The 12,067-nt window shown below is 42.7% G+C and carries 12 protein-coding genes and 1 pseudogene; 11 read left to right on the forward strand and 2 right to left on the reverse strand.

Going from position 1 to position 12,067, the window contains the following annotated elements:
• Positions 1–599 precede the first annotated feature (599 nt).
• On the reverse strand, positions 600–896 hold the full coding sequence (locus NSU14_RS05595) for a transposase (protein WP_336100973.1): 297 nt from the start codon (positions 894–896) through the stop codon (positions 600–602).
• A gap of 495 nt (positions 897–1,391) precedes the next feature.
• Between NSU14_RS05595 and NSU14_RS35935 the strand changes: the two are divergent.
• Positions 1,392–2,932, forward strand: a pseudogene (locus tag NSU14_RS35935) (IS1182 family transposase).
• 190 nt (positions 2,933–3,122) lie between these two features.
• Here the strand turns inward: NSU14_RS35935 and NSU14_RS05610 are convergent.
• A complete protein-coding gene (locus NSU14_RS05610) occupies positions 3,123–3,668 on the reverse strand; it encodes a TetR/AcrR family transcriptional regulator (RefSeq protein WP_336100969.1) in 546 nt (181 codons plus the stop codon).
• A gap of 204 nt (positions 3,669–3,872) precedes the next feature.
• On the opposite strand from NSU14_RS05610, the gene NSU14_RS05615 reads away from it, so the two are divergent.
• From NSU14_RS05615 to NSU14_RS05660, 10 genes are all read left to right on the forward strand, one after another.
• Positions 3,873–4,559, forward strand: coding sequence for an MFS transporter (locus NSU14_RS05615; protein ID WP_340943389.1), 687 nt, complete (start codon positions 3,873–3,875; stop codon positions 4,557–4,559).
• 27 nt (positions 4,560–4,586) lie between these two features.
• Positions 4,587–5,030, forward strand: a complete 444-nt coding sequence (locus NSU14_RS05620; protein ID WP_340948894.1) for an MFS transporter — start codon at positions 4,587–4,589, stop codon at positions 5,028–5,030.
• Positions 5,005–5,427, forward strand: a complete 423-nt coding sequence (locus NSU14_RS05625) for a carboxymuconolactone decarboxylase family protein (protein WP_336100965.1) — start codon at positions 5,005–5,007, stop codon at positions 5,425–5,427. The genes NSU14_RS05620 and NSU14_RS05625 overlap by 26 nt, the downstream gene beginning before the upstream one ends.
• Before the next feature lie 30 nt (positions 5,428–5,457).
• Positions 5,458–5,760 (forward strand): carboxymuconolactone decarboxylase family protein, encoded by a 303-nt coding sequence (locus NSU14_RS05630; protein ID WP_336100964.1) that lies wholly within the window; start codon positions 5,458–5,460, stop codon positions 5,758–5,760.
• A gap of 37 nt (positions 5,761–5,797) precedes the next feature.
• The gene (locus tag NSU14_RS05635; protein WP_336100963.1) at positions 5,798–6,667 is read left to right on the forward strand and encodes an aldo/keto reductase; all 870 of its coding nucleotides are present in this window, start codon (positions 5,798–5,800) and stop codon (positions 6,665–6,667) included.
• 40 nt (positions 6,668–6,707) lie between these two features.
• Positions 6,708–7,115 carry a cupin domain-containing protein gene (locus tag NSU14_RS05640; protein ID WP_336100961.1) on the forward strand — a complete coding sequence of 136 codons (408 nt, stop codon included), beginning with the start codon at positions 6,708–6,710 and terminating at the stop codon, positions 7,113–7,115.
• Between the two features lie 95 nt (positions 7,116–7,210).
• Entirely contained in the window at positions 7,211–8,074 is an 864-nt protein-coding gene (locus NSU14_RS05645) for a DUF3737 family protein (RefSeq protein ID WP_336100959.1), read from the forward strand.
• A 10-nt stretch (positions 8,075–8,084) separates the two neighbouring features.
• Entirely contained in the window at positions 8,085–9,242 is a 1,158-nt protein-coding gene (locus NSU14_RS05650; RefSeq protein ID WP_340943393.1) for a MalY/PatB family protein, read from the forward strand.
• A gap of 28 nt (positions 9,243–9,270) precedes the next feature.
• Entirely contained in the window at positions 9,271–9,576 is a 306-nt protein-coding gene (locus tag NSU14_RS05655; protein ID WP_336100958.1) for a cyclophilin-like fold protein, read from the forward strand.
• Between the two features lie 715 nt (positions 9,577–10,291).
• The gene (locus tag NSU14_RS05660) at positions 10,292–12,055 is read left to right on the forward strand and encodes a dsDNA nuclease domain-containing protein (RefSeq protein ID WP_336100956.1); all 1,764 of its coding nucleotides are present in this window, start codon (positions 10,292–10,294) and stop codon (positions 12,053–12,055) included.
• Positions 12,056–12,067: the final 12 nt, after the last annotated feature.

Raw genomic sequence — 12,067 nt, forward strand, 5'->3', positions numbered from 1 at the left:
TACATCGAAGTATTTGAAGATATTGATTGGATTATGGGAGCTCCCTTGATAATGTAATAATGGAACTCTTTACAAAGAGTCTTGGAAGGATACACGACAATTCAACAAAGAATAGAATTCCAGAAGCCACAGGTATCATGGTTTAGTCTGTTCGGTTCCGCCATGCAGTTAAGCATATCTCGTTTCGTTTCAAAAATAATGATCTGCCGGAGGATCTTCCTGCTGCAACTACGGAGCGCCCTTTATATGGCTATAAAAACAACAACCGAAATAACCGGTTGTTGTTTTATTGTTTGATTAATAATTCGGCTGCTGCTAAGGGTAAGGGAAAAACGAACTCTTCCGAGAAGCCGATTTTTCAACGCAAATATGAATCCAAATCTGCGCCACGCATTGCGTTTAGGGTATGTCGCATTTTCTCAAAAAGGACGTCATTTAATTGGACAATTTCAATCTGACCTTAAAAGGATTAATTCATTTTATCAAGTGAAAGAGGGCAAGAGGCACCTGGGGTGCTTCTTGCCCTCTTTTGCAAACGATGCCCTTTTTTGCGTATTTGGCTGACTTTTTGTTGCTCGGAACAGCGTCAATTCCTCCCTTCACATCTCAAAGAGCTTTTTTAACATTTCATTTTCCGCCTCGAGGCGTTTGATCTTGACCTCTGGATCTTCGGGACGTGTTCGGGGTCTGCCTATTCCTGGTCCTTTCGCTTTACCCCGTTTTTCTTCAAGACCCTTTAATCCCTCCACCTTAAAGTGCTTCACCCATCGGCGAACCAAGGAATCATTAATCCCCATTTCACGTGCTACACGTTTATATCCCAACCCCTTTTTGAGGTAGAGGTCTACTGTCTTTTTCTTAAATTTCTCATCGTACGTTTTCCTCATTTCGCCCATAAAAAATCCCCTCCATAGTAGACAGAATAATCGGCTTGCTTTTTTCTGTCTACAATAGGTGGATCATATCAATGTGGGATCGTCCTTTTATTGAACCCCCTCGGGCAGTTTGGCGCAACAAATCCGTATGAATAAGTGCTTAATGATCGAAAATCTTTAAGAAGGGCTGTCCCAAAAGCCAAGAAATGGCTGGGACGCCCCTTGTTTTTAGAGTCGGATAGACACTTGCGCTAGGTGAGGACGCTGCGCGAACGGACCGTTGTTCCAATCGCTGTGCTCTCCAGATTTTTTTCATTCCCCTTAGCGGTGAAAATCCGGAGACCAAGGCGACCGCTACCGCTTTTCCACAATCAGTCCGTCCTTTCCGCTGTTTAAGCGGGGGAACATTCCTACAATTCTTACAAAAATCACAAAAAGAAAACGCCCTTTGGTAAAATGGAAGTGTCGAGCAACCATTTCAAAAAAGGAGCGATTTCTTTGTACATTCAATAGTCCATGGACCAACTTTGCTTGCCAATGGATCTGGAAGAAGATATTCCAGAACATCACCTCGTTCGTGTCGTGAATGCAGCCGTCAACCGGCTGGACGACACCATCTTTGACGCGGCTTATCCCGGCGGCGGCCGCGACAGCTACCATCCTAAAATGCTCACCAAAGTTATTATCTACGCTTACACTCAGCGAATCTATTCGTCCCGCCAAATCGCTAAAGCGGTACGGGAGAACATTCCCTTCATGTGGCTGGCGGGACGACAACGCCCGGATTTCCGCACGCTTAACCGCTTTCGTTCTCAGCGGATGAAGGACGTCCTTGAAACCGTATTTACCGCCGTGCTTCAGTTTCTGGCTGACGAAAAATACGTTTCCCTGGAGCATTACATTGTGGACGGAACCAAAATCGAGGCGAACGCCAATCGTTACACTTTCGTGTGGAGCAAAGCGGTGAGTAAGCATAAGGCCAAACTCCAAGAAAAGGTACAGGTGTTGTTTGCCGACATTGAGGCCGCAGAGAACCAAGAAGAACAGGAACACCGTGGCCAGGACCTGAAGGAACTTGGCTAGTCCACCGAGATCGACAGTAAAAAACTTGAACAAATGACTCAGGCGCTAGAGTCGCAACTGCTGGAGAAGCCCAAGGACAAACCACTGAAAAAAGCCGTTCGGAAGCTTCAGAAGGATTTGCTACCCCGATTACTGAAGTACGAACAGTACCAAAAGCTGCTTGGCGACTGAAACAGTTTTAGCAAGATCGACCCGGATGCGACTTTCATGAGGATGAAGGGAGACCACATGCGAAATGGCCAGCTCAAACCGGGATACAATGTGCAAATCGGGACCGAAAACCAGTTTATTTTAGCCTACAGTTTACACCAAAGACCGACCGACACCCGCTGCTTAGAACCGCATATGGAAAAAGCGCAGCAGATCCTCGGAAAACTGCCAAAGACAGTCATTGCGGATCCGGCTACGGCAGCGAAGAAAACTACGCCTATCTGGAAAAGAAAGAGATTCAGGCAGTGGTTAAGTACGGCAGCTACCACATGGAAAAGAGCAAAGCCTGGAAAGCGAATGTTGGTAAAATCGAGAACTGGACCTACAATACAGCCGAGGATAACTGGACGTGCCCCGCCGGGAAGATGCTGCATTTCCGCAGAGAAAGCAAGGAAATCTCACAGAGTGGATATGAAATTCACAAACGTCATTACCGAAGTCAGAGCTGCGAGGGCTGTCCGCTGAAGGAACGCTGCACGAAGGCAGCCGGAGATCGGGAAGTGGTTGTTAGATTGGAACGACTGCGATACCAAAAGCAGGCTCATGAGATCTTGCGAAGTGAGGAAGGTTACACCCTGGCCGTACGCCGAATGACGGAACCGGAAAGTGTATTTGGACAACTGAAAAATAACCGGGGCTTCCGGCGCTTTCTGCTTCGCGGCATGGAATAAGTAATGCTTGAGGTCGGATGGCTTTCCCTTGCCCACAATCTATTGAAGCAAGCTGCAAATGACCAAAAACAAAGAGCAAAAATTCTCGAGTGACGGGAGAATTGTTGCTCTTTTGACCTTTTTGCCGTTTTGAAAATGAGAAGGATTTGCCTCTACTCGTAGAAAAACTACTTTTGGGACAGCCCCTTACTTTGGAAAAGATTCAACAACAATCAAGAACCACCGATCAACCCTGATAATGAGCATCCAGCGCGAGTTGCACGAGGCCCCCAACTTCAAGCCTCTACACTATTCTTTCTAACAAAACCCCTACTTGTTTTGCCAGTTCTGCTGGTGGACAGAGCATTCCCTTATTGATCCACCATTCGACTATCCCAACATATGCTGTACCCATAAATCTTAGCATGACTTCTCCGGATAACTCATGATTTCTCTCTTCGGATGGATCTACCTCGTCTTTGAATTCTTCAATAATAAATTCAAGAAAATAACTTCGAAATGAAGGGGCGCCTTTGCTCGCCAGCATTGTCGAGAAAAATAAGTAGTTTCGTTCGAAATAGTCAAAGAATGCTTGTGTTGCTGTTCCCAAATCCATCTCACATGCCCAATCGCTAATTTCTCGCAAGGCCTGAATATGTTCCTCGATAAGCTTGTTTAAAAGGTCGAACTTGTCTTGGTAATGGAGATAAATCGTAGCGCGGTGTACATTCGCCTTATCAGAAATATCCTGTATGGTAATGTCATCGAAGCTCTTTTTCGACATAAGTTCGATTACCGCTTTCTTAATGGCATCTTGCGACTTGAGAATTCTTCTGTCTATTTTAGGCATTCTAGATGTATCTACCTTTTCCTGAATAATTGACACATTTAAACGGTATGTCGATTAATCGACGAACCAAGGGGTTTTAACGATTGAATCCAATTGAATTTGGTTTATTATATACACATGTCGATTAATCAATCAACATCGATTAATTTATTATGATACGAGGTGAGTATAGTATAAAAAATCATACGATGAAAATATACATGCTTGCTTTCATCAGTTTTATTTGTGTGTACCTCGGAGTATGTAATCGCAGGTATTTTGGACAACATTTCTCAGTGGGCTCATATTTCAGTGGCTGCGGCTGGACAGTTGATTACTGTATTTGCGGTAGCCAATGCCATCGGATCACCACTATTCGTCATAGCGACAGCAAAATTAGACCGGCGAAAACTTATGATTTTAGCGCTCTGGATCGTTGTGATTATAAGCGTCATGACGATTATGCTCCCTGGTTTTGACTTTCTGATCGTTTCACGAATCGTTCTGGCTATCGGCGCAGGTGTTTTTGTCATTGCCGCCAAAACGATAGCTGCAAAGCTCGCGGCGCCAGGCAAGCAAGCCGGAGCGATCGGCACGGTCATCCTCGGATTCAGTGCAGCCTTAATCGTCGGTGTCCCGATCGGCCGGGTTGTGGCTGCGGCATTCAATAGGAAATTTATTTTTGTGGGCATTGGCATTCTTAGCATATTGGCCGTTTTTGCGGTGTGCCTAATGATCCCGGCTACAGAAGGAGAAGCTGCTGTTCCGCTTCGGAAGCAGATTGCCCTTATGAAAAGCCCGATGATATTGACGGGTTTCGGAATCACTTTTTTCTGGCAATTGGGTTATGCCATTCTTTGTGCCTATATCGTTCCTTTCCTGCTTAATGTCACCATGATGGGAGGGCATTAGATTAGTCTGGCGCTGTTCATCTTCGGCATCGCGACTTTAGTCGGTTCGAAGTTCGGCGGCTTTATGACGGATCGAATCGGGATACCACGATCGCTATTGGGCGGAATGACTCTTCATGTCGTTGCGCTCATCCTGCTCTCAACGCTAGTCCATTCGGCTGTCCTCGCCATGCCTCTTCTTATCGTGTGGGGGTTTTCGGCTTGGTCATCTGGACCGGAGCTCCAATTTAACTTAGTGGAGTTGGCGCCAGAAGCTTCGGGCATCATGCTGAGCTTATACGGCTCGGTTTTGCAACTTAGCATTGCGGCTGCCGGCGGATTAGGCGGCCTCGTAGTCGATCGCTATTCCGTGCATACGGTGAGCTGGACTGCCGCAGTGTCCGTCACGATTGCCGTTATATTAGCAGTCATTAGCTTTGGTCAAAAACGCGAAAGGAGGTTTATGCATGAACAGAGTGAAGAAAAGCAATGAAAAGTACAAGCAGCTTTTTGGAGACGCAGTCCCGGCTGGGTATGAGACAGATCCGGATTTCCAGGACATCCTGCGCCGTTTTATCTTCGGAGATGTTTTTGATCAGGGTTATCTGGATGATAAACGGCGCGAGTTGATCACGCTGGTGGTGCTGACGACGAACCAAACCCTGCCGCAGCTAAAAGCTCATGTCCATGCCGCACTGAACGATGGACTCACGCCTGTGGTGATCAAAGAGGCGGTCTACCAATGTGCGCCGTACCTGGGATTCCCTAAAACGTTGAATGCGCTCCATGAGGTTAACCAAGTTTTCAAAACTGCCGATGTCGCATTGCCGCTCGAGAGCCAGACACAGGTCGAAGAAGACACGCGGTTCGAGCAAGGACTTGCCGTGTAAATCAAGATATTCGGCGATGTCATTCCTAAAATGCGCGAAAATGCGCCGGCAAATCAAAAACACATACAGGACTATCTTTCGTCCTTTTGTTTTGGCGACTTCTATACCCGCAGCGGACTAGATTTGATGACAAGGGAGCTATTGACGCTTTGCATCCTGTGTGCGCTTGGAGGCGCCGATGGACAAGTCAAGGCACATTTACAGGGAAATGTAAATGTAGGCCATGACAAGCAAACCTTGATTGCTGCGATTACCCACTGCCTTCCCTATATAGGCTTTCCGCGCACACTAAATGCATTAGCCTGCGTGAATGAAATCATTCCTGAAGTTTAAGTTTAATAAACCAACCATTCAAAGGAGTCAAAAACATATGTTTAACGAAACGTACGAACTATCTAACGGTGTAGTCATTCCCAAATTAGGACTTGGCACCTGGCTGCTTAACGATGAACAGGCTGAACAGGCTGTACGCGATGCGATATCGATCGGATATCGCCATATCGATACGGCTCAGGCTTATGCGAATGAAGTTAGCGTGGGTAAGGGAATCCGTTCCTGCGGCGTCGACCGAAAAGAACTTTTCATTACGACAAAGGTTGCCGCAGAAGCAAAGAGCTATGATGCAGCCACGCAGTCCATTAATGAGTCTCTAACTAAATTGGGTCTGGATTACATTGATCTATTGATTATTCACAGCCCACAGCCATGGAGCGAGTTCCGTGAGGGGAACCGTTATTTCAATGAAAATAAAGAAGTATGGAAAGCCATGGAGGATGCTTATAAAGCAGGCAAAGTTAAGTCCATCGGTCTTTCTAACTTCCTTCAAGACGATGTGGAGAATATACTTGCGAACTGTGAGATCAAGCCTATGGTCAATCAGATCTTGGCACATGTGAGCAGCACACCATTCAAGTTAATTCAATTTTGCCAGAAGAATGACATCTTGGTCGAAGCATATTCACCAATCGCACACGGTGCAATCCTTGATCATGCAGAGGTTAAGGCAATAGCTGAGAAGTATGGTGTATCTGTTGCTCAGCTTAGCTTGCGATACGATATCCAGCTTGGTCTTGTAGTCATCCCAAAGACGGCAAATCCGGACCATATGAGAAACAATGCAGAGCTTGATTTTGTGATCAGCGTTGAGGACATGAAGACTTTGAAGCAGATCGAGGCTATTCAGAACTACGGCGAGCACAGCTTCTTTCCGGTCTTTGGGGAGAAAAATAAAGTAAATTAATCAGCAGATACTCATTTTGATTGAAAGTGGAGGATGCGAAATGGCTAAACATGAAGAGGTCCAAAATGGCGTGATTTTTTCCGTGGGAGAGAAGAACGAAGCTTTTGCAAAATATTTTGTTGGACAGAGTTACCTGAAATCGTTGGTTGCCGATCCTAAAGTTAATGTTGGCGTTGGGAATGTGACCTTTGAACCCGGCTGCAGAAATAACTGGCATATCCATCGAAATGGGTTTCAGCTTTTATTGATAACTGGTGGTGAAGGCTGGTACCAGGAAGATGGGAAAACTCCCCAATTCCTGAAAGCCGGCGATGTTATTGTTACCCATGATGGCGTGAAACACTGGCATGGCGCTACAAAAGATAGCTGGTTTGAACATATTGCAATTACTGCGGGCACACCAGAATGGTTAGAGCCCGTATCAGATGAGGAATACAACAAACTTTAAGTGAAGAAAGCACCAGGAAACCCAAGCTGCCGTTTCCTGGTGCTTAACAAATTATGTTAGGACTAATATAGCAAAAATGGAGTGGATTAGACAGTATGAGGCAAGTAATCGATCAACAAATGCAAACCGGGGAAAGGGCTCTTTTTAAAAGTAAAGGTCTTAATATCACGAATTCTGTTTTTGCTGATGGCGAGTCTCCCCTAAAGGAAAGTAACGATATTTTGATTCAAAATAGCATTTTTAAATGGAAGTATCCCTTATGGTATTGCAACGACATCCAAATAGACAACACGACCTTTTTGGAAATGGCCCGATCAGGAATTTGGTATACGCATCACATTTCTATTAACGATAGCGTCATCGAGGCACCAAAGACATTTCGGCGTTCGACCGGAATCCGTTTGACGAAAGTCGATTTACCCAATGCACACGAGAGCTTATGGAACTGCTCAGATATACAGTTAAATCATGTAAGCGCAAAGGGCGACTACTTTGGAATGAATAGCAAAAATATCGCCATCGAAAATTTCACATTGGTAGGAAACTATGCTTTCGATGGAGCGAGAAATATGACGATCCGTCATGCGAAACTGATCTCGAAAGACGCATTCTGGAATTGTGAGAATATCACTGTCTATGATTCCTTAATCATCGGAGAATATCTGGGTTGGAATTCAAAAAACATTACATTCATTAATTGTACAATTGAAAGCAATCAGGGAATGTGTTATGTGGATAATCTAGTAATTGAGAGCGGAACGATTCTTAATACCGACCTCGCATTCGAATATTCAACCATTGAGGTGGAAGCCAAGACCGCCATCGACAGCGTAAAGAACCCCATCTCCGGTAAGATTAAAGCAAAAGGTATCGGCGAGATCATTATTGACGACGATGAAATTATTGCCTCAAAAACCAGGTATGAGCTGCAACAAGCAGGTGAACGCTTTGTCATTTAACTTTAATAAGATGACAAACCGTTTAGACACGAATTCGTATAAATGGGATGTTGGCGCTGGAGAACTGCCGATGTGGGTAGCGGATATGGACTTTGAGACCGCGCCAGCTGTCGTTGCCGCCCTGCAAGAGAGATTAAACCACCATATATATGGTTATACAACGGTGCCGGATCATTACTTTGATGCGGTTGTCGGGTGGTGGGAAAGGCGACATCAGTATTCCATTCAAAAAGAATGGGTTATGTTTTCCACGGGTGTCGTGCCGGCAATTTCCTCAATCGTGCGTAAAATGACCAATCCGGGCGACAAAGTTCTCGTACTTTCGCCAGTTTATAATATTTTTTATAACTCTATCAAGAATAATCAACGGGAAGTTCTCGCTAGTGAGTTGGTATACCAGGACCAACGCTATTCAATTGACTTTGATGATGTGGAGAAGAAGCTCTCAGATCCGGGTACAACGCTGATGATTTTCTGCAACCCGCACAATCCAATCGGTAAAGTGTGGAACAGACAAGATCTTGAGAAGCTGGGCAAGCTCTGCGTCAAGTATCAAGTACTTATCCTTTCTGATGAAATTCATTGTGATTTAACGCATCCAGGAAATAAGTATGTTCCATTCGCTTCCGTATCGGAGGAGATCGCTCATAACTGCATCACCTGCGTAGCGCCGACGAAAACATTCAATCTTGCGGGAATCCAAACGTCGAGCATTATTGTTCCAAACCCGGAGATCCGAAAACTCGTGAATCGTGGTATTAATACCGATGAAGTCGCCGAGCCTAATGTTTTTGCGATTGAAGCGGCTATCTCTGCCTACACGGATGGCGAGCCTTGGCTGCAAGGTTTATTAGATTATCTCAGGACGAATAAGCAGTTTCTTGAGCAATTTTTGGCTAGTGAGCTGCCACAACTTCAAGCTATCCCTTCGGAAGCCACCTATTTGGCTTGGATCAATTGCCAGGCCGTAACCGATAACGCAGGTCAATTGTGCAAGTTCATTAGGGAAAAGACAGGGTTGTATGTTTCTGAGGGCGCTATTTATGGCGGGAATGGACATGGATTCATTCGCATGAATTACGCTTGCTCTAAAGAACGACTTATCGATGGATTACAGCGTTTGAAAAAAGGAATCGAATTATTTCAAAAAATGAAACGATTGAGTTAGTAACTATCTGAAGAGGATGAAATGAGAAATGAAGATAAAATTGGCGGTTGGAAACGACGAATATAAAGCCGTTTTGAATGACAGTCCAGCTGCCGCGGATTTTTTGGCTATGCTTCCAATGACACTAACGTTGAAGGATTATGCAGATATGGAAAAGATCAGCGACCTCCGGTTGACGGTTTTTGGCTTCTGGGAGTGTTTATTTGTCTCCTTTCCCGGAAAAGGTACCGGATATTGTCTAAATGAAATTAGTTTCAATAACCTCCATATGTATCAAGGAATCGGGCGAATAGTTGCAATAGCACCCTATTCAGGAGGGTATAAGGTAAACTAAGAATGGCAGGCGGAATGACCAAGGTGTAGCGGAATCACACGGACAATACATCTCAGCGATTTATCGGCATATACAGGTTTTGATCTTGGCCGAGTTGGCACCGTACAGAATCGGAAGCGGCCAGTGCTTATTGTATTTGGTCGTGTTAACGCAAATATTACGGCAAAGGATATAAGTTCTTGTCCTTTAGTGAATTGGTGCCAGAGAAAGCCAAATGATTGCTGGCAATTTGGTATTTAGAGAGTATGTGAAAATAGTCCATATAACGCCAAAAAAACAGCACATAAGATTAATTATGCGCTGTTTCTTGTATGTTGATAGATCGATTTGTGAGTATTTACTTATTAATGATTATTTATAGAAAAATAGAATATATGAAGATTGCTGTTAGGATCAGAACGGTCTTGGTATTTATATTCCTTTGCACCAAAAAAAGATAAAATTATAATTAATATAAAAAAAGTTTTTTATGGGATAACTTAACATTAAGGCGGATAAACCATTAAATTTCGTCTGAATTCTTCATAAAATAGTTGAATATTAGGATTATAAGACTAGTTTTTGTTGAATTTTGGAAGGTTTAACTATGAGAATGTAGAACTACTAATTATAGTGATGTTTTATTCTGAGGAGATGAGAATAGCTATAATGTAATGTAATGTAATGGTTCTGTTAATCAAAAAGTATTTTATTTTAAAGATCAGGTGGGTAAACTATGGATGATAAAGAATTAGAGCAAGGCCTTTTAGATAAAGTAAGCAGATATAGTGAAAAGAATTTGAACGTTATACCTTCTGAAGAAGAAGCTCGTTGTGCGGTAAGGTATCTACTTCATGAAGATCCGGATGATTTAGGGGGCCTTACCGCACTGCGAGGATTTGTATATCAGTACTATGTAGCAATTCATTATATAGTTGAAATGTTGCATGAGGAGAACGTTTGGTGGAGTGAAGTAATCTTTGAATTTTTGGACGATGTTGCTCTCTTAAGTAATGAAAAGATTCGATTTGTGCAGGTGAAGACGGTAAGGGAAGACGGGCAAGATAGACATCTAACAGCCAGCACTTTACTGAAAAGAGATAGCGGGTTAGATAGTTGGCTTGATACACTTTTCTTGAATTTACCAAGTTTTGAATTACGTCTCAATACTATCCCTACAGAGTGCGATATCGCTAAAGAATTCGGAGTGCAATTCGAGATTGCCACGAATGCGTCATATGATAATAAAGGGTTAAAGTGTTATGCCCAAAATGATACCTATCAACTTTCTGATATTGGTAACATTAAAGATGAAAATTTAGCAGCGAATTTAAACAAACCATTTATAAAAACGATAAAAGAAAAAGGAAAAGTTGTTTCTACTGAAACAATTCAATTTCATGAATTAGCTAAACATGATCCAGAATGGTTCTTACAGCGTTTTTATTTGAATCATTTAGGGTGTATGACAAATTTGAAAGAAAAAATTATTGGAAAACTATCAGATTACTGTAAGAGAGGTCTAGGAAGTGCAAATAAACTATTACATACTGAATCACAAGCAAAAAAACGTTTATCTGGAGATGGCCTATTTTATGATTATGTAGCACGTAAAGTTTTCAAGCAATTATTGTTGCGTGTTATTGAACGAACACATAACGATGACCTCCCTGACAAGATGCTCTTAGTATTTAACAAGAATGAAATTACTGAATGGATTCATGATTGGCAACAAAACGCCCTGATGGATATTCAAAGAGATGTTGAACAAGCCGTACAACGGGGGCAATTCGTAAAATGCTTTGAAGAGTTGCGTGAGGAAATTGATGCTTCATGGAATACATCGTTGAAAGTTGATCTAATGAATACAATAGGTTGGATGTATGACAATCTGGAGCATGAAGTTTTAAATGGTAATCCATATGTATATGAACAGTTTTTAAATAGGTTATTTTACTTAAACAATTCCCAATTACCTTCTTTGCAAAGAATGAGTGATGAGTTTTATTTAAAGGAATCGCTAAAATATATGATGATTTGCTTAGCGTTTTATCCTGATCGGAATTTCCTTTTTCATGATGCTCAACTTCTTTTTAAGCAAGGTAAGCAAGGCGATGAAGCCTGGAGTATTTTTACTATGTATAACGCACGCGAGAAAGAAAACTACTCACATGCATTAAGGAAAATTATATCTAGATCTAGAGACTGTATGTTTACTCAAAGTTTACAACAAACTTATTATTGTTTTGTAACAAATGAAGATAAAACACCCTCTGTTTTAGTAGAAAATGATCCATTCGCTGCTTTGATTCCTATAACTCATAACCATGATGCGGATGAAGGTCAAATTATTGATCAACCCCAACACATCAAATTTCAAAAGCAAGACAAAATCAACCTTATTATTAATCGTTTTAATGATCCAGCCAATTTTCGCACATTTTCTGATCATCAAATGAGGGAAGCGTGGCATAAATTAATTAATACAAAAGATGAATAGCAGGGAGATGAA

This window comes from Paenibacillus sp. FSL R10-2771 (assembly GCF_038000205.1).
GTDB lineage: Bacteria > Bacillota > Bacilli > Paenibacillales > Paenibacillaceae > Paenibacillus_AQ > Paenibacillus_AQ phytohabitans.